This window comes from Nonomuraea angiospora, from assembly GCF_014873145.1.
GTDB lineage: Bacteria > Actinomycetota > Actinomycetes > Streptosporangiales > Streptosporangiaceae > Nonomuraea > Nonomuraea angiospora.
This window is the reverse complement of sequence record NZ_JADBEK010000001.1, coordinates 1,569,060-1,586,912: the sequence shown is the minus strand read 5'-3', so window position 1 is coordinate 1,586,912 and position 17,853 is coordinate 1,569,060. Positions and strand designations below refer to the sequence as shown.

Here is a 17,853-nt window from a genome sequence, read left to right as displayed (position 1 = left end):
GGCTCAGTCTTCTCCGGTGGTGGGGGATGGGAGGTCGTCGCCGGTCGTCCGCCGGACGACGTTCGACGGCGGGCCGTAGCGGAAGGCGCGCACCCGGTACGACGCGTGCCGCTCCTCGGGCAGGGTGACCAGGCCGAACGCGTTGACGTCCGGCGCCAGCACGGCGATCACGCGATAGTCGGGCCGGCCGGCGGGCCGGTCCTCCAGCAGGAAGCCCTCCTCGTCGCGGGCCCGGTCGGCCCATCGGAACGCGACGCCGTCGGCCTGCGTCACCGTGGCTGTCAGGCCGGTGGGCGCGGCCCCTTCGCCGCCCACCGGCCGCGTCCCGGGGGACCCTCCCGGGATCACGCGCGGCTCCGCCCAGCCGGGGCCGGGTTTCGGGTAAGGGCCGTCGCCGAGCGTGACGTCGACCGGCGCGGAGGCCGCGCCGTAGTAGGGCCGCAGCCGGTAGTGGAACGTGGTGCGCGGCATGAGGTCGGGATGGGTGTACGAGTTCTGCTCCGGCGGCAGGAAGCCCAGGATCGTGTACGGCCCCTGAGGCTCGGTGGCGAACTCGATCACGTGACCGGCGGCGCCCGGATCCCGGCCCCGCCAGCGCAGCGCGATGTCGGTCGGCGACACGAGCGCGGCCTCCAGCCGGACCCCGGGATCCTGCCGCGGGGCGGCGCACCCCGTGACCACCAGTGCCAGCGCCAACGCCATCCGGGCCCTCATCGCCCGCTACTTACGCCAGAAGCGGATGCCGCTCCACTCGACCGTGGCGGGCCCCTGGCCGCTGGCCGTCCGGTAGGCCCCCAGCTTGTCGTAGAAGCTGCCGCTCTCGCTGGCCGCGGTGTGCTTCAGCGAGCCGTTGATATAGGTGCGGTGGACGCTGCCGACCACGTGGACGGTGTTGACGCGGACCGTGGTGCCGATGGTCGCGCCCGTGGCGATCGTGTCGCCGCCGTGCACCGCGTACAGCCGCCCGCCGCGCTCGACGGCGAGCATGAAGAACGGGCCCGTGGTCTTGAACGTCTGCTTGAGGCTGATCCGCGAACCGGGCAGGCTGGTGATCTTGAAGTAGCCCTCGAACTGGCGCGTGCCGCTGGAGTAGGTGGCGTAGCGCCGTTCGGCCCGCTGGTCGCCGCTGTCGGTCGAGCAGGTCAGCGTGAACGTCAGGTCGCTGACGTCGCCGCAGCCCCGCTCCTGGACGGTGAACGTGGGTGAGTACGAGGTCCACGGCCCCGATTCCACGGGGTCGGCCACGGCCGGAAGGGCGGGCAGCAGCATCCCGGCGGTCAGCGCGCTCATGGTGAGTAATCGCATCGACCCTCCATTAGGAAACTTTCCTATCATGAGACATAGGATCACTTGGCGCGTTCGCCCGTCAAGACTCTTGACCATGGGCCGCGACTGCTGTATTCATCGGAGGTCTCATGGCTGTAAGGAAGAGCGCCGCCAGGACGCCTGCCGTCAAGGTATGGTCAATTAATCCGTCACCTTGCTCCGACGCCTGCACGCAGGTCTCGAGGGTTCCACGGGTGGGGCGGCGAGCGGAGGGTGTCATGGAGCCGTTGACCTTCGACAGTCGTGATGTCGGGCAGACCGAGGAGTTCCTCAGCAAGGCTTACGCCAAGATGCGCATCGGGTCTGACGTGGACCGTCCGCGGACCTGGATCTCGCGTCAGGTCATGGGATCGGTGAGCGTCGACCAGCTGCAGCTGGAGTACGCCATGAGCTACGACGTCAACCCGCTCGGCAAAGTGTGCCTGTGCACCGTGGAGTCCGGGTCGATCGTCCAGCAGGTCGCGGGGGGCGAGCAGGAGGTGTTCGGGCCGGGGGACGCGGTGCTGTTCGCGCCGCCGGACCGGCCCTACGCGGGTGAGATCCGCCGCTCGCACTACAACATCGTCATGTTCGACCCGGCGCTGCTGCAGCAGGTGGCCGACACTCTTCCGGAGCGCCGGCCGCAACCGGTACGGCTGCTCGGACACCGGCCCGTCTCCGCCGCCACCGGCCGGCATCTCCTGCGCACCATCGCCTACCTGCGCGACGACGTCCTGGCCAACCCGGAGCTGGCCGGCGAACCCCTCGTGGTCTCCACCGCCGGGCAACTGCTGGCCGCGAGCGTGCTGGCCGCCCTGCCCAGCAACGCCGGCACCGAGGCCACCGGCATGGACCGGCACGACGCGCATCCCCAGACGCTGCGCCGCGCGATGGTCTTCATCGACGAGCACGCCGATGCCCCCATGGGCATCACCGAGATCGCCACCGCGGCCCGGGTCAGCGCCCGCGCCCTGCAGTACGCCTTCCACCGGCACCTGAACACCACCCCGCTGGGCCATCTGCGCCAGGTCCGGATGGCCCGCGCGCACGACGAGCTGAAGACCGGCGATCCCGCCGCCACCACGGTGGCCGCGACCGCGGCCCGCTGGGGCTTCTTCCATCCGGGGCGTTTCGCCCATTCCTACAAGGCCGAGTACGGGTGCGCGCCCAGCGAAACCCTGAACGCCTCGGCCGAACCGCGTCACCCCTGAGCGGCTCCGCACCGGCCGTGATCTCGGCATGGTGGGCAGCCCGCACCACGGCCCGCGGCGCGGATCGGGGACGGCCGGTTTCGTTTTCCGGACAGCGGTGCGGACGATACTTCGCCTGGCGTGCAGACCAGCCGCGACGGCGGGACAAGAGTAGGAGGGCGAGGATCGGCACCGTGGAACAGAGAGGGTGATGGGTGAGCCCGGCTTGGAAGAGATTTGCGCATCCGCGTCCGGGCAGCGGCACGCTCCGTCCACCCCGGCCGGGCGGTGGCCCGGACCGGGCTGTCACCGAAGTGGCGCCATGTCGCCCCTGAGCCTGAGCAGCCGCGACCTGCCCGGCGGCGCGCTGATCACAGTGACGGGCGAGGTCGACGCCACCAACGCTCACGAGCTGGAGTCCTACGCCGAGTCGCACCGCCGGCCCGGCCCGGGCATGGTCCTCGACCTGGGCGGGCTGACCTTCCTGGACAGCCGCGGCCTGCACGTCCTGCTCCGGCTGCACGCCGCGGTAGGCGAGCAGGGCGGCCTCCTCCGCGTGGCCGCGGTGCAGGGCAGGCCCGCGCGCCTCCTGCAGATCACCGGCGTGTGGTCGGTGCTGACCATCCATCCCGACGCTCAGCAGGCCGCCGTCGCGATGTGCGGCCACGGCGCGGACGGCGCCCGGAAGCCATCCTGATCCTCCGTCGCGCGGCGGATCACGCCCCGGGTGTTTAACGATCGGCCAGCTGGAAAACAACACGTGAGCCCGCGAACCTTCCCTCCCATTCCCGGCCCGCGGTCTCGGAGAGCCATGAATTTCGAGCTGCGCTGCCCCATCAGCTTCGACCTGGGCTACATTCGCGACCTGCTGCGCGTCCACGGCGAGCACCACGGACTGGACGGCGAGCAGCTGGACGGGCTGGTGCTGGCGGTCAACGAGGCCGTCACCAATGTCTTCGACCACGGCGGCCAGGCGGGCCTGATCACCGCGCGCGGCCACGACCACGGCGTCATCGTGGAGATCCTCGACATCGGCGGCCGGCTGACCCAGGAGCATCTGGCCGCCGCCACGGTGGATGCCACCGGCTCACGAGGATTCGGCCTGTGGGTGATCCAGAGTCTGTGCGACGAGGTCACCCTGGAAGACACCGGTTCGGGCTCGCTGCTGACCCTGCACTTCCACGACCGTCCCACCACGGTGATCCCGTTCGGGCGCCGTGCCGGGCGCAGGCGCGGCACCCAGGACAGCCCGTCCGCCCGCACGGCCTGAAACGCTCGATTACGCCGATACCGGACCTAGTCGAACAGCTGCGTGAGCTTCAGCACCAGCTCGTACACGCCGAACGCGAAGGGCAGCGCGACCCAGGCCCACGCCAGCACCATCAGGGCGGTCCGCCTGGACGTCATGTCGCCTGCCCTTCCATGGCCGGCTCGGCCGGCTTCTCGTGATACCTGTCGCTCACCGGCCGGATCAGCTCGTTGGCGAGCAGGCCCACCGCCAGCAGCCCGATCATGATGTAGAGGGAGGTGGTGTAGAGCGCGGGCCCCGACCGCCCCGCCGCCTTCTGCGCGTCGGCGATGGCGTTGACGATCAGCGGGCCGAGCACGCCCGCCGTGGACCAGGCCGTGAGCAGGCGGCCGTGGATCGCGCCGACCTGGTAGGTGCCGAACAGGTCCTTCAGGTACGCCGGGACCGTCGCGAAGCCGCCGCCGTAGAAGGACAGGATGCCCAGCGCGCACACGATGAACAGCGGCTTGGAGGAGTTGCCCGCCAGCGCGATCACCAGGTAGAGCAGCGCGCCGGCCCCCAGGTAGACGCGGTACATGTTCTTGCGGCCGATGACGTCGGAGGTGGAGGACCAGACGAAGCGGCCGGTCATGTTCGCCAGCGACAGCAGCGCGACGAACCCCGCCGCCGCCCCCACCGCGACCGGCGTGGCCGTGCCCGCGAAGAAGTCCCTGATCATGGGCGCGGCCTTCTCCAGGATCCCGATGCCCGCGGTGACGTTGCAGCACAGCACCACCCACAGGCAGTAGAACTGCGGGGTGCGGATCGCGTTGCGGGCCGAGACGTCCGCGTCGGTGATCAGCGGCCTCGACGCCACCACCGGCCGCGTCCAGCCCGGTGGCGACCAGCCCTCCGCCGGGACGCGCACCAGCAGCACGCCCATCGTCATGAAGACCGCGTAGACCACGCCGTGCACGAGGAACGTGGTGGCGATCCCGTTCGTGCTCGTGCCGAACGACTCCAGCATCTGCGCCGACCACGGCGAGGCGATGAGCGCGCCGCCGCCGAACCCCATGATGGCGATCCCCGTCGCCATGCCGGGCCGGTCGGGGAACCACTTGATCAGCGTGGAGACGGGGGAGATGTAGCCGATGCCGAGCCCGATCCCGCCGACGACGCCGTAGCCGAGCACGACCAGCCAGTACTGCCGGGTGGCCACCCCCAGCGCGGACAGCAGGAAGCCGGAGGAGAAGCAGGCCATCGAGACGAACATCGCCCAGCGCGGCCCGTTGCGCTCCACCAGCGTGCCGCCGAAGGCCGCCGACAGGCCGAGCATGACGATGCCCAGTTGGAACGGCAGGGCGCTCTGCGTGCCCGACAGGTGGAGCGAGGACTCCAGCGGGGGCTTGAACACGCTCCACGCGTACGCCTGCCCGATCGCGAGGTGGACCGAGAGCGCGGCGGGCGGCACCAGCCACCGGCTCCAGCCGGGTGCCGCCACGATCCGGGAACGGTCGAGGAATCTTGCCACCTCACACGCGTACCACATACCGTATGCAGTCTTGAAGATCTTTACGGCAAGCGGTCAGAAACGAGCGACGAGCGGCACGGGCGCACAAGGGGCGAGCGGCGCCCCGGCCGCTCGCCCCTGTCCTCTCATACCAGGCTCTGCCCGCCGTCCACGGTGATCACCTGGCCCGTGACGTAGTTGTTGGCCATCACGAAGAGGGCCGACGCGGCGGCCTCCTCGGCGGTGCCGAAGCGGCCGAGCGGGGCGCCCTCCCCGGCCTTGGCCACCGCGGCGTCGCTGTCCAGCCCGGCCATCGTGCGCAGCAGCGGGGTGTCGAAGGTGCCGTAGCGGATGGCGTTCACCCGGAGCCGCTTGGCCGCGAACTCGACGGCGAGCGCCCGCGTGAAGGTCTCGACGGCGCCGACGGCCGCCAGGGGAACGCTCATCCCGGGGACCGGGCGGATGGCGTACGTGCCCGAGGTGAAGGTGATCGACCCGCCCGCGGGCAGCCGCGTCGCCGCGAGCCGGGCGGCGGCGATGGCCCCCCACAGCCGGGAGTCCAGGACCGAGCGGAAGTCGTCGTGGGAGACCTCGGTCACCGGACCGGCGCCGCTCAGGCCGCCGGCCGTCACCAGCACATGATCGACGTGCCCGGCCCGCTCGAAGACCTCCGCCAGCGCGACCTCGTCCGAGCCGTCGGCGGAGAGGCCGAGCACCGGGTCCGCCGGGCCGCCCGCCGGGGCCGCACCGCGTACGAGATCCACGGCGGCCGCCAGCCTGGCCTGGTCGCGGCCGACCGCCACCACGCGGGCGCCCGCACCGCTCAGCAGCACGCCGGCGGCCAGGCCGATGCCCGAGGTGCCGCCGATGATGACCACGGTGGAGCCGGCCAGGCCGGCGGGCAGCGGCGAGCGGACCGGCACGGGAGCTGTGGACATGATGTCTCCTCAGAAATAAACCATCTGGTTGGTTTAGATCGAAGCGGATGTCGCCCAGAAAGTCAACTGGATGGTTTAATTCAGGAATGAGCTATGACGCGGAGGCCACCCGACAGCGGATCTTCCAGGCTGCCGCCGCCGAGTTCGCCGCCTACGGCCTGGCCGGCGCCCGCGTCGATCGCATCGCCGGCGCCGCCAAGGCCAACAAGCAGGCGATCTACCTGTACTTCGGGGGCAAGGACAAGCTGTTCGGCGCCGTGGTGCGGGCCAAGGTCGACGAGGTCTGCCACGCCAACGCCCTCGACCCCGGCGCGGTGGCCGACTCCGTGGGGCAGCTGTTCGACTGGTACCAGGACCACCCGGAGCTGATCAGGCTGCTGCTGTGGGAGGCCCTGGAGAGCGGCCAGGGTCCCGTCCAGGGCGAGGACGAACGCCGCGCGGCCTACCGGGACAACGTCAGCGACCTCGTGGACGCCGGCGTCGGCGCCGGCCTGGACGCGCCCGAGCGCCGCCGCGCCGCCCAGGACTGGATGTTCACCGTGCTCGGGCTGGTCGCCTGGAACTTCGCCGTCCCCCAGCTGTGCCGCCTCGTCCTCGACGAGCAGGACGACCAGGCGGCCCTGGCCCGCCGCCGCGAAGCCGTGGTGGCGGCCGTCCGCACCCTCGCCGAGAGCCGCCTGCCTCTCGGTCGTTGACGAGGGCGGGCGAGCCCGTGCCATAGGAAATTCGTCGACAGCCCCACACCGCGGCCGTCGTGGCCGTATAGGTAGACGGCAAGGGGAGAGTCAGCCGCCGTTCGCCGGGCACAGGGGGACGCCTCATGGCCAGAGCGCGCCGGAAAAGGCGTGCGAAATCCGCCGGAGCCGACGAGGCTCCCGCCTCTCGGACCGAGGAGGCCGGGGACGGGCGGTGGAAGGCCGCGCGGACCTGGGTGGCGGGCATTGTCAGCGCCGCGCTCATCGCGGCGATCGGCGTCGTGTTCACCGCCTGGTTCAACGCCCGCGGACCCGACGCGGTCGACCGGATCGGCGGGACGCCCCTGATCAAGGTCGGCCACGTGGTCGTCGACTACTCCGCCCAGGACACCGCCCTGAGGACGCCGGTGACCGACCCCGGGGAACGAGCGGCCCTGCTGGGCAACACGTCAGGTTCGCGCCGTGACACGATCATGGCGAGCCATCACCGGGCCCCGCTCGGCGAGGCGAACCTCACTGTCGTCCTCGTCGGGAACCGCAGCAGCGTGCGCATCGTCGACATCGAGCCGCGGGTCCTCGACCGCAAGCCGGTGTCGGACGGCGCGCTGCTGGTCTACACCGCCGCCGGCGAGGCCGACACCGTCGAGCTCTCCGCCGATCTCGACCAGCCGGCGCCCCGCTTCGCCACCGCGGAGGACGCCTCGTACTTCAGGAAGAAGCAGATAGACCTGAAACGGGACGAGCCGGTCACCCTCTCCCTGTCGATCAAGGGCGCGGCGGCGTACTACGAGTTCGATCTCCTGGCCACCGTGCTGGCGGAGGGCCGGACCGAGCAGGTGACGATCGAGGGGCCGGGCCGGAGCCCGTTCCGGGTGACCGGCGTCGCCGGCGCCTACCGCGCCTACTACGCCGTCTCCCCGCTCCGCGGCTGGCAGCCGATCTCGCGCGGCCAGGCGTGCGCGATCGAGCGCAAGATCCAAAAGAGCAAGGGGTGCTGACCGTGCCCGGGCGGCCCGCGGTCGCGATCCTGCTCGTGGCCGTCCTGGCGGTCTGCTCGTCCGCGGACGCTCCGCGGCTCTCGCTCGTCCCCGTCGAGTGGCGCGTGGCGTGGTCGGCGCCCGCGGACACCGGCACCGGCGAGCCGCTCTTCGAGACTCCGCGCTACGCCGTGTCCGACCGCGCGGTCGCCATGGCGACCCGCCAGGGCACTGTACGGATCCACGATCCGCGTACCGGCGAGCTCCGGCGCACCGTCCCCTCCGACCCGGCTCCCGCCGCGCCCGTCACCGGCGTGTGGATCGCGGCGGGCACGCTGGTCGTCTCGCGCGGAACGCCGGACGTCGCCGCCCATGCCCTGACCGGCCTGGATCTGGCCACGGGCACCACGCTGTGGCGGCGCACGATCACCGTCTCCACCCATCGGCCCCCGGCGATCGGCGCCGGCGTGTACCGGGGCCCGCGGATCATGGTGACCGAGCGCGGCATCGTGGTGTTCGAGCGGCCCGCCGAGCCCTTCGACCTCCAGGCCCTCGATCTCCGGACCGGCGCGACCACGGCGCGGGCGACGTATCCGCGAGGCTGCCACCTTCGAGGCGCCGCGACCGCCCGATCGGTGACGCTGCTCAGCTTCTGCGCGGGCGACCAGGCGCGGCTCGCCTCGATGGATCCGCGCACGCTGCGGCCGGGCCGGGCGCGCCTGCTGTCATCCCTCGCCTCGCCGCCGGCCGGGGGCCCGCCGATGACCCTCACGGCCAACGCGGATGGATTCGTCCACGCCTCGGTGGGGGAGGAGGACTTCTTCTACGGGCCGGACGGCCGCCCGGCGTCCACCGCCTCGGAGGCCGTGCGGGTCACGGAACCGACCCGCTGGAGCCCGCCCCTGTTCGCCGGCTATTACCCCGTGGCGGCCGGCGACGGCGCGCTCTCCCTGGACAGCGGATGGCCGTTGCCCGCGTACCTGACCTCCCTGGACCCCGCCACCGGGCGGCTCGCCGCACTGCCGCTCGACCTGCCCGCGCCGTCGGTGTCCCTCGTCGGGGCGATCCGGGACCTGGCTTTCGTGTACGGTGACGGCCGCCTCACCGCGTACAGGCTGGGCTACGGGCTTTCCCGCGGATCCGCCCGGTTCGGCGGCGTCCCGGCGAGCGCCTGGCCGGACGCCTGCGCCCTGCTGACCGGCCGTGACCTGTCCGTCCTCGCGGACGGCTACCGCGCGGAGCCCGGCCAGGACGATCCGGCGCTGCCGAACCCGGCGAGCTGCGACTGGATACCGCCCACGGACGACGGCGCCGTCGTCTCGCTCTCCGTGGAATGGGTGTCCCCGTCGAGCGCGGCCGCGCGAAAGCTGTTCACCGCCGAGGCGGGCGCCGTCAAGGCCGCCAATGACGTCGACCTCGCCACCCGGCGCCCGGACTTCCTCTCCTACACCGTGGCCGGGACGAACGGATTGCACGGCGCGACGATCGTCAACGCGGGCCCCGTCATCGTCCGGCTGACCTCCACCTCACGACAGGCCGTGCGGCTCCTCTCCCCGTTGCTGCTGGACAATCTGCTCGCCCGCTACCAGCCGGGCGCCCGCGCTCCCGGCCCCGTGCGCGAGCGCGGCTGGATCCATGCGACCGACGCGGCCGTCCACGCCGAGCCGGTGGTGGCCGGCGGTGTCGTCTACGCCGCGAGCGGCGACGGCACGGTCTCCGCGCTGGACGCCGCCACCGGCGGGGTGCGGTGGACCTTCCGGACCGGCGGACCCGTTCGGTTCGATCACGTGGTGATGGACGGCACCGTCTTCGTCGCGAACACCTCCGGCAGGCTGATGGCGCTGGACGCCGCCACCGGCCGCCCGAGGTGGAGCCGCAGGCTCCACGTGGCCGGCGACCTGGCGGGCGCGGCGGGGCGACTCTACGTCTGGACCAGGAGCCGCCCTTGGTCCCCGGACGCCGAGGTCGTGGCGATCGACGCCGCCTCCGGCAAGCGGGCGTGGGCCTTCCGGCCGGAGGGCCACGTCCTCAACCCAAGCCCCGTGCTGGCCGGCGACGTCGTCCACGTGGGCAGCGACAACGGCATGGTGTACGCGCTGGCCGCCGACTCGGGAGCGCCGAAATGGCGATTCCGGGCCGGCGGAGCGCGAGACCGCACCTTTCTGGCGCGAGCCGGCGGGGTCGTCTACGCCGCGAGCGCCGACGGCGAGGTGCACGCCCTGGAAGCCGACTCCGGGAAGGCCCGGTGGAGCTCGGAGATCGCCGGTTCCGTCGGCTTCCGCCCCGTGGCGGCCGGCGGGGCCGTGTACCTCGGCAGCCGGGACGGCACGACGTACGCGCTGAACGCCGCCTCCGGCACGCGGCTGTGGAGCTTCCGGACCGAAGGCGAGAGAGCCGGCTACCGATGGGGTGCCGCCGTGGCCTCCGGACTCCTGTACACCACAGGCGTCGACGGGACGTTGCACGCGCTCGACGCCGCCACCGGCACGGTGCGACGGAGCTTCCGAACCGGCGCTCCCGTCGAAACCAGTCCGGTCGTGGCAGGCGCCTTCGTGTACGTCGGCAGCTCGAACGGCGATGTCCAGGCATTCCCCGCCTGAGGCTGCGGCGAAACTTTCGGGATGGCGCGCCCCCGGAGCCGGCCGGCACGCATGGCCGGCCGGCCCGCTACTTGACGGCGCCGCTGGTGATGCCGGAGATGATCTTGCGTTGGGCGACGGCGAAGACCACGACCAGCGGCAGGCTCATCAGGATCACGTACGCGAAGATCAGGTGCCAGTTGTTGAGATAGAGCCCGGCGCTGGCCACCCGGAAGAGGTTGAGGGGCAGCGTGTCCAGGCGCCCGCCGATCACGAAGAAGGCGTAGAAGACGTCGTTCCACACGTACAGGCAGACCAGGATGGTGGCCGTGGCCAGCACCGGGCGCAGCAGCGGCAGCACCACCAGCCAGAACACCCGCATCGGGCTCGCCCCGTCGAGCTGCGCCGCCTCCTCCAGGGAGGTGGGGATGGTACGCACGAAGCCGGTGACGAAGAAGATCACCGTGGACATGTAGATGCCCATGTAGACGCCGATCATCCCGACCGCGCTCCCGGCCAGGCCGAGCTGGCGCAGCAGCAGGACGACGGTGACGACGGCGGGCGGGAGCACGATGCCGCTGATCGCCAGCGCGTACAGGACGGCGTTGAGCCGCGTGGCGCGGCGGGCCAGGATCCAGGCCGCCATCGACCCGAACAGCAGCACCCCGATCACCGACGGCACGACGACGAGCAGGCTGCCCAGCGACGCCCGCAGGACCTCGCCGTCGCCCCACACCTGCCCCAGGTTCTCCAGCAGGTGCCACTCGGTCGGCAGCGACAGGTCCGGCGTGAGCGCCTCGCCGCGGGACTTGGCCGCCGTCACCAGCACCAGCCACAGCGGGATGCCGATGGACAGCACCACCAGCACGAACGTGACCACGGGCTGGAGCCGGCGCCACACCGGCGCGTCGCTCACACCGCGGCGGTCGGGGACGACGGGGGTCACAGGATCTCCTCCCGCTTGCGCAGCACGTAGATGACGGGGAAGGCCATGAGGGCCACCAGCAGGAACAGCACCAGGCTCATCGTCGTGGCCTGCGCGAACAGCCCCTGGCCGAAGGTGCGGTAGATGAAGATGTTCAGGATCTCCGTCGTGCGGGCGGGCCCGCCGCCGGTGGTGGCCTGGGCGATGTCGAAGCCGTTCATCGAGCCCAGCAGCGCCGTGGCGACGTTGAACGTGATCGCGGGCGCCAGCAGCGGGAAGCGGACCGCCCAGAACGTACGCCACCGCGACGCCCCGTCGATGTGGGCGGCCTCCACGATGTCGTCCGGGACGGTCTTCAGCCCCGCCAGGTAGATGAGCATCGACAGCCCCATCCACTTCCACGCGTGGATCAGCGCGACCACCACGATCGTCCAGGTGGTGTCGCCCAGCCAGGCGTGGTCGATCCCGAGCAGCCGGTTCAGGCCGCCCGCCGGCTTGAGCAGGGCCTGGAAGATGTAGCCGACGGCGAGGGCCGACATCAGCACCGGGATGAGGAAGAACACCCTGGCCACCCGGTTGAGCCAGGTGTCGCGTTCGAGCAGCACGGCCAGGCCGAAGCCGAACGCGTTCTGGAAGATCGCCACCAGCACCGCGTACACGACCGTGACCCGCAGCGACCGGAACAGCGTGCCGTTGGAGGCCAGGTCGGTGAAGTTGTCCAGCCCGACGGGCCGGATCGCGCTCTTGAAGCCCGACCAGTCGGTGAAGGCGTAGACGAAGTTGAACAGCGTCGGCAGGAAGAAGAACACCAGCAGGATGGCGAACGCCGGAGCCATGAACCACATGGGGTGCGTCCGCCTCCCGACGACCGGGCGCCCGCGGGTCGCGGTCGTGGTGCGGGAGGCGGCCCGCCGCGAGGTGGTGATCAGCACGTCAGAAACCGCTCGCCCCGGCGGCCTTGGCGAGCTGGGCGAACTGATCCTGGGTGGCCGAGGCGACCTTCTCCGGCGTCATGGTCCCGGTGATCATGTCGGCCAGGTTCAGGTACAGGTCCGGGTTGGCCACCGCCAGCGCCTGCATCGACCCGACCGCGGTGGGCAGCGCGGCGTGCACGTCCAGCAGCGCCTGCGGCACGCCCGCCGGGCTGGGCACCGACGGCTCCAGCGAGACGGTGTTGCGGTCGGCGACGAAGTCCTTGTAGCCGGGCCCCATCCAGTACGCCAGCAGCTGCCGCGCCGCGGCCTCGCGCTTGGCGTCCCCGGTCTTGAACGCCACCAGCGCGTTCGACTGGTCGGGGATGAACGTGCCGACGTTCCCCGACGGCGAGATCGGGAAGAAGCCGATCTTCTTGTTCAGCGTGGCGGTGTCGGCCGAGGCTTGCAGCTGCCCGAAGAACGAGTTCACCTGCACGACCATGGCCGCCTTGCCGGACAGCAACGCCGCGCCCTGGTCCTCGAACTTCGCGGTCTTGATGTCGGAGTTGAACAGCCCCTCGTCGATCAGCGACTTGTACGTCTTGATCGCCCCGACGACGGCCGGGCTGTTGAACGTCTCCTTGCCCGTGTTGATCCGCTCCCACAGGCCGTCCTTGGCCGCGTCCGCGAGCTGGACCTGCACCCACCACTGGGTCGCCCACTTGTCGCCGGCCATCTCGAAGAACGGCGTGACGCCCTTGGCCTTCAGCGTGCGCCCCAGCTTCACCATCTCGTCGAAGTTCTTCGGCGTGCTGGTGATCTTGTTGGCGGCGAAGACCTCCTTGTTGTAGTAGACGCCCTCGACGGCGGGGCTCGTGATCAGAGCCGCGTACCGGGCGCCGTCCAGGATGCCGGTGATGTCCTTCAGGTCCGGCGACAGCTGCGCCAGCCACGGCGCGTCGTTCAGCGACTGGAGGTTGGCCTTGGCGTTGATCGCGGTCAGCATCGACGCGGTCGGCTGCCAGAACGCCAGGTCGGGCTTGTCGCCGGTGGCGACCTTGGTCTGGATGCCCTGCTCGTACGGGTCCGGGATCGTCACGACCTCGACCGTCGCGCCCGTCGCCTTCTGGAACCCGGCGATGACCGCCTTGGGCACGGTGTTGCTGTTCTGGGCGGCCCAGATCGTCAGCTTGACGCCGTCGAGTTTGGTGGCCGGGTCGGGCCAGGCCGCCGCGGTGGCGGGGGCGGCGGAGGAGGTCTCGACGGAGGGGTCGCTGCACGCGGCCAGGCCGAGCGCGAGCGCCGTCGCGGCGGCGGCGGCCGTCCATTTGGTCTTCATGGCGGTCTCTTTCATCAGGCGGTGCGGATGCGGAGGATCCGGGCGGAGTGGGGCTCGTCGCAGCAGGGGGTGAGCGTCAACACGCCGGAACCGGGCTGCCAGTCGCGCGCCCAGTCCGGCAGGTGCCGCGGGTAGATCACGTCGATCTCGACCGCGCGGCCCGCCAGGTGCGGCAGGTCCAGCCGTACGGGTTTCGCCCCGTCGCGTCGCCATACGCCAAGGTATGTGACGTCGGCGGTACGCAGCCCCAGGCTGAGGTGGTGGTCGTCCCAGCGCGGCAGCCCCAGCGGCCACACGGGCGTCGCGCGGGCCAGATCCGCGCGGATCTCCTTGTGGACGCGTACGGCGTCGCGGACCGAGTCGAGCTGGGCGGGGGTCATCCCGTCCAGATGGCCGGACAGGTAGAGCCGCCCCAGCATGCCGGTGCACAGCGCGAAGGCGATCTCCTCATCCGACATGTCGGGCTGCGGGTACGCCCAGCTCGCCGACTGCTCGGGCAGCACGGACATCGGCGCCGACACCGCGATCGGCGGGTAGAGGCGGAAGTCCTGCTGGTCGCTGGTGGACTGCAGGTGCAGCCGCGACAGCATGGCGTAGTCCATGCGCATGGCGCCCGACGCGCAGTTCTCCAGGGTGAGGCCCGGATGGCGGGCCAGCACGCCGTCCAGCCAGGCCAGGTGCGCCCGGTTGCAGGCCAGCAGCCCGTCGCCGGCGCTGTCGGCGTCCAGGTCGGTGCCCGCGCCCGGGTCGATGTTGTAGTCGAGCTTGAAGTAGCCGACGCCGAGCTCCTCCACCAGCCGGTCCACGACCTGGTCCAGGTGCGCGATCGCGCGGGGGTGGCGCAGGTCGAGGTGGTAGCGGCCGTGCTCGACCAGGCGTACGCCGCCCCGCTGCAGGAACGCCTCGGCGGGCAGCTTGTCGGCCATGGGGCTGCGCACGCCGATCACCTCGGGTTCGAGCCACAGTCCCGGCACCATGCCGTGCTCCCTGATGCGGCCGAGGACCTCCTCGATGCCGCGCGGGAAGCGCGTCTGCGACGGCTGCCATTCGCCGACGCTGTCCCACCAGGTGCCGCCGTCGTCGTACCAGCCGGCGTCGACGCAGAACACCTCGGCCCCGGCCGAGGCTGCGGCGTCGATCAGCGGCAGGAGCTTGTCCGTGGTCGGGTCGCCCGACAGCGTGTTCATGTAGTCGTTGAACACCACCGGCAGCCGCTCCCGGTCGGGGTGCGGCCGGACGATCGTCCGCCGGTGCGCGGTGAGCGCGGCGGCCGCCCCTTCCAGGCCCGCGCCGGACACCGCCACCGACACCGGCACCGTGGTGAACGACTCGCCGGGCTGGAGCAGGTGCTGCCACTGGTGGTCGATGTCGGTCGGGCCGAGCAGCGCGACGTACGGGTCGTCGAGCCGCTCGCCGACCTCCCAGCGCCAGGCGCCGTTGTGCTCGATCTGCCACAGCCACGCCTGCCCGCCGGCGCGGTCGATCAGGCCGCCGGTGGGCAGGTGGGAGCCGGTCGACCAGGTGCCGGTGCTGACGACCGCGAGCCGCCCGCGGCCGTCCTGCCCGTGGCCGCCCAGGCGGAGATCGGGTACGGCGTGCCCGCGCAGGGCCTCGCGGACCCAGCGGCTCTCGCCCAGCCATTCGCTGTCGGCCCGTACCACGTCCAGGTCGTCCACCACCCCCGCGAAGGCGGCGGCGAACGACGTGACGCCCAGCAGCAGCCGGGGAGCCTGGCCGCGGTTGGTCACCCGCGTCCAGACCTGGAACGCGCTGACGCCCTCCGCCGAGCGCAGGAACACCTCGGCGTCCAGCCCGCTCCGCGCGTCGTGCAGGTCGAGCTGCAGCACGTGCCACACCCCCTCCCTGCGCTGCTCGCAGCCCCGGTAGGCCAGGCGCAGGCCGACGGCCGTCCGCGAGAAGCGGTGCGAGGCCCGCGCCCGGCCCTCCTCCGGGACCAGCAGCTCCACCAGCGGCTGCGTCGCCCTGGGCAGGTGCGCCGTGGCGGCGTCGCCGCCGGACAGCGACCGGACGCCGACCGGGCCGTCGGGTGAGACGTCGAGCACGACCCGCAGGCTCGGGTGGCCCCAGACGACGCTGGTGTTCATGGATCTCCTCTGCTGCTGCTTCTTACCGGCCGGCGCTTGTCAGCCGACAGGCTTGGCGATCTGGATGCGGTCGATGTCGGGCGCGTAGCCGGCGGAGGCGTTGCCGAACGTGATCGTGTTCGCGCCGGCGGCCAGGGTGACGTCCACGACCGTGGTCCGGTAGTTCGACCAGCCCAGCGTGTTGCGGAAGTAGTGCCGCTGGGCCGCGCCGCCGTTGACCGAGATGTCGGCGTAGCGGTCGACGATGTTGCTGTTGTAGTTGGAGGCGCCCTCGCCCAGCTCGCCGTTGGCGTACGTGACGACCAGGCGGTAGCGGCCGGCCGAGGCGACGGTGACGTTGTTGAAGCGCAGCGTGTTGGCCGCGCCGGCGCCGACGTAGCCGACGTACTTCCCGCCCGAGGCGGCGGTGTTGGCCGCGACCCTGGCGGCGCCGCCCAGCGTGTTGGCGCTGGACTCGGCCTCGTACGCGGTGATCGTCCCCGTCGCCGGTGACACGTCGAGGTAGTCGACGTTCGCGCCGGTGGCGCCGACCTCCAGGCGGTTGATCCCGGCGGTCAGGAACACCTTGGTGGTCACGGTGCTCCAGCTCGCCGCGGCCGGCAGGGGGACGTCGGTCAGGTCGGAGCCGTTGAGCCGCAGCTTGGCCACGCGGGCGGCGGAGGCCGAGTAACGCAGGTCCACGTTGTAGTAGCCGTCCGAGGGGGCCGTGACCACGAACCTGGCGCCGCCGTCCGCGTAGGAGACCTGGCCGTAGGTGATCGCGCCCGGCGCGGCGGCGTACTCGGCCTCGTAGCGGGACCCGGCGGTCGGGTCCTTGTCCGGGGTCACGATCACGTGGTACGCCGAGGAGCCCTTCAGCCCGGTGAGCGGGATCGTGATCTGGCCGCGGGACGGCGTGAAGTCCGCCTCGGTGACCTTGTACGGGCCGGGGGAGGGGTTCAGCCCGGTGTCGTCCACGCCCCAGACGGCCGCGTGGACCGTGGTGCCCAGGGTGCCCGGGATTCCCTTGACGACCAGGTTGGTGTCGTACGTGCCGCTGGCCGGGTTGTTGCCGCCGAAGATCACCCTGGCCTGCTTCTTGCCCTGGTCGAGCGCGGCCAGGCCCTGGAGGGAGCCGGTGGGCGCGGGCGGGGTGACGGCCACGGTGTTGCCGGTCAGCTCGCCGTACCACTTGTACAGCCACCAGCCGCCGGTCGCCTGGTTGTTCCTGGTGACCAGGTCGTTGAGCCCGCCGGCCGTCGTCCAGTACGCCAGGCAGCCGTCGACCTTGCTGTTCTCGAACTTCGCCACGAACTGCACCAGGTTGCCCGGCACGCCCAGATCCCCGGAGAAACGCCCGTACTCGTTGATGGTGATCGGCCTGGGGGAGATGCCCAGGCTGGACTCGATCGCCCGGTAGTCGGCGTAGTGGTTGTGCCAGCCGGTGAAGAAGTCATCCCCCAGCTCGTGCCAGGTGGTGACGTCCGGCAGCACGGCGTTGTCCCGGGCGAACTGCATGAACGTCCGGAGGTCGGCCGAGCGGTAGCTCGCGAAATTCGGGCCCGCGATGCGGGCACCGGGGTCGAGGGAGCGGATCCGGCGGTAGACGGTGCGGTAGTCGTTCATGAACCCGGCGAGGTTGCCGCCGTACCAGATCTGGTCGGGCTCGTTGAAGGGGACGTAGACGTACGAAGTGCGGTACGGGTCGGCGACGACCTTCCTGACCATCGTGTCCACCTTGGCCAGGTAGTCGTTGATGCCCAGGTTCTCGTACGGCCACTGCTTGTAGACGTCCTGCATGTAGATCTGGATCTCGCGGCCGCCGGCGCGCTTGAACATGGGGGCGATCTTGAGCGCGTCGCCGTTCGGGTGCTGCAGGCCGTCGGGCGCCTTCTGGGCGGTGACCTGCGGTTTGAGGGCGGCGAGCATGGTCTCGTTCGGGATGCCCTCGTCGCCGAGCCCGTACAGGAAGCCGGTGGCTCCGTACCTGAGCGCGCCGGTCGAGCTGCCGAGATCGACGACGAGCTGAGACGCGGCCCGGGCGGGGGCGGCGTGCAGGGCACCCGTCACCAGGACCACCGCCAGCATCGCTGACCAGGCATGTTTCCTCCTCATGGCGAGACAACCTCCTTGCGTGCTGCGGGCGTTGGAGCCCTTGGGGGGACGTGG

General features: G+C 71.4%; 16 protein-coding genes. 6 read left to right on the top strand and 10 right to left on the bottom strand.

Features of this window, described 5'->3' with window-relative positions:
* Window positions 1-3 precede the first annotated feature (3 nt).
* The gene (locus H4W80_RS07250; RefSeq protein WP_225963302.1) at window positions 4-702 is read right to left on the bottom strand and encodes a fibronectin type III domain-containing protein; all 699 of its coding nucleotides are present in this window, start codon (window positions 700-702) and stop codon (window positions 4-6) included.
* An 18-nt stretch (window positions 703-720) separates the two neighbouring features.
* Window positions 721-1,305, bottom strand: coding sequence for a hypothetical protein (locus H4W80_RS07245; RefSeq protein WP_225963301.1), 585 nt, complete (start codon window positions 1,303-1,305; stop codon window positions 721-723).
* A gap of 239 nt (window positions 1,306-1,544) precedes the next feature.
* Here H4W80_RS07245 and H4W80_RS07240 point away from each other — a divergent pair, with 239 nt between their 5' ends.
* From H4W80_RS07240 to H4W80_RS07230, 3 genes are all read left to right on the top strand, one after another.
* Entirely contained in the window at window positions 1,545-2,516 is a 972-nt protein-coding gene (locus tag H4W80_RS07240; RefSeq protein WP_192784349.1) for a helix-turn-helix transcriptional regulator, read from the top strand.
* Window positions 2,517-2,817: 301 nt separating this feature from the next.
* Window positions 2,818-3,192: an STAS domain-containing protein gene (locus H4W80_RS07235; RefSeq protein ID WP_192784348.1), complete on the top strand. Its 375-nt coding sequence runs from the start codon at window positions 2,818-2,820 to the stop codon at window positions 3,190-3,192.
* 114 nt (window positions 3,193-3,306) lie between these two features.
* Window positions 3,307-3,765, top strand: a complete 459-nt coding sequence (locus H4W80_RS07230; RefSeq protein ID WP_192784347.1) for an ATP-binding protein — start codon at window positions 3,307-3,309, stop codon at window positions 3,763-3,765.
* Window positions 3,766-3,791: 26 nt separating this feature from the next.
* Here the strand turns inward: H4W80_RS07230 and H4W80_RS64425 are convergent, their stop codons facing one another.
* The 3 genes from H4W80_RS64425 to H4W80_RS07220 form a co-directional block, all read right to left on the bottom strand.
* The gene (locus H4W80_RS64425; RefSeq protein WP_417629245.1) at window positions 3,792-3,902 is read right to left on the bottom strand and encodes an MFS transporter small subunit; all 111 of its coding nucleotides are present in this window, start codon (window positions 3,900-3,902) and stop codon (window positions 3,792-3,794) included.
* On the bottom strand, window positions 3,899-5,254 hold the full coding sequence (locus H4W80_RS07225; RefSeq protein WP_318786741.1) for an L-lactate MFS transporter: 1,356 nt from the start codon (window positions 5,252-5,254) through the stop codon (window positions 3,899-3,901). Before H4W80_RS07225 ends, H4W80_RS64425 begins: the two co-directional genes overlap by 4 nt.
* Before the next feature lie 125 nt (window positions 5,255-5,379).
* On the bottom strand, window positions 5,380-6,171 hold the full coding sequence (locus tag H4W80_RS07220) for an SDR family NAD(P)-dependent oxidoreductase (RefSeq protein WP_192784345.1): 792 nt from the start codon (window positions 6,169-6,171) through the stop codon (window positions 5,380-5,382).
* An 86-nt stretch (window positions 6,172-6,257) separates the two neighbouring features.
* Here H4W80_RS07220 and H4W80_RS07215 point away from each other — a divergent pair, with 86 nt between their 5' ends.
* The 3 genes from H4W80_RS07215 to H4W80_RS07205 all read left to right on the top strand — a co-directional run bounded on the left by H4W80_RS07215 (window position 6,258) and on the right by H4W80_RS07205 (window position 10,443).
* Window positions 6,258-6,866, top strand: coding sequence for a TetR/AcrR family transcriptional regulator (locus H4W80_RS07215; RefSeq protein WP_192784344.1), 609 nt, complete (start codon window positions 6,258-6,260; stop codon window positions 6,864-6,866).
* A gap of 125 nt (window positions 6,867-6,991) precedes the next feature.
* Complete coding sequence (locus tag H4W80_RS07210) at window positions 6,992-7,864, top strand: hypothetical protein (RefSeq protein ID WP_192784343.1); 873 nt, start codon at window positions 6,992-6,994, stop codon at window positions 7,862-7,864.
* Window positions 7,858-10,443, top strand: coding sequence for an outer membrane protein assembly factor BamB family protein (locus H4W80_RS07205; RefSeq protein ID WP_192784342.1), 2,586 nt, complete (start codon window positions 7,858-7,860; stop codon window positions 10,441-10,443). Before H4W80_RS07210 ends, H4W80_RS07205 begins: the two co-directional genes overlap by 7 nt.
* Window positions 10,444-10,510: 67 nt before the next feature.
* Here the strand turns inward: H4W80_RS07205 and H4W80_RS07200 are convergent, their stop codons facing one another.
* Genes H4W80_RS07200 through H4W80_RS07180 form a run of 5 tightly spaced genes read right to left on the bottom strand, consistent with a single transcriptional unit; the run spans window position 10,511 to window position 17,799 of the window.
* On the bottom strand, window positions 10,511-11,368 hold the full coding sequence (locus H4W80_RS07200) for a carbohydrate ABC transporter permease (RefSeq protein WP_318786740.1): 858 nt from the start codon (window positions 11,366-11,368) through the stop codon (window positions 10,511-10,513).
* Window positions 11,365-12,279: a carbohydrate ABC transporter permease gene (locus tag H4W80_RS07195; RefSeq protein ID WP_318786739.1), complete on the bottom strand. Its 915-nt coding sequence runs from the start codon at window positions 12,277-12,279 to the stop codon at window positions 11,365-11,367. Before H4W80_RS07195 ends, H4W80_RS07200 begins: the two co-directional genes overlap by 4 nt.
* 1 nt (window position 12,280) lies before the next feature.
* Window positions 12,281-13,600 carry an ABC transporter substrate-binding protein gene (locus H4W80_RS07190; RefSeq protein WP_192784341.1) on the bottom strand — a complete coding sequence of 440 codons (1,320 nt, stop codon included), beginning with the start codon at window positions 13,598-13,600 and terminating at the stop codon, window positions 12,281-12,283.
* A gap of 14 nt (window positions 13,601-13,614) precedes the next feature.
* Entirely contained in the window at window positions 13,615-15,705 is a 2,091-nt protein-coding gene (locus tag H4W80_RS07185) for a glycoside hydrolase family 36 protein (protein ID WP_192784340.1), read from the bottom strand.
* Window positions 15,706-15,744: 39 nt separating this feature from the next.
* Complete coding sequence (locus tag H4W80_RS07180) at window positions 15,745-17,799, bottom strand: carbohydrate-binding protein (RefSeq protein ID WP_192784339.1); 2,055 nt, start codon at window positions 17,797-17,799, stop codon at window positions 15,745-15,747.
* Window positions 17,800-17,853: the final 54 nt, after the last annotated feature.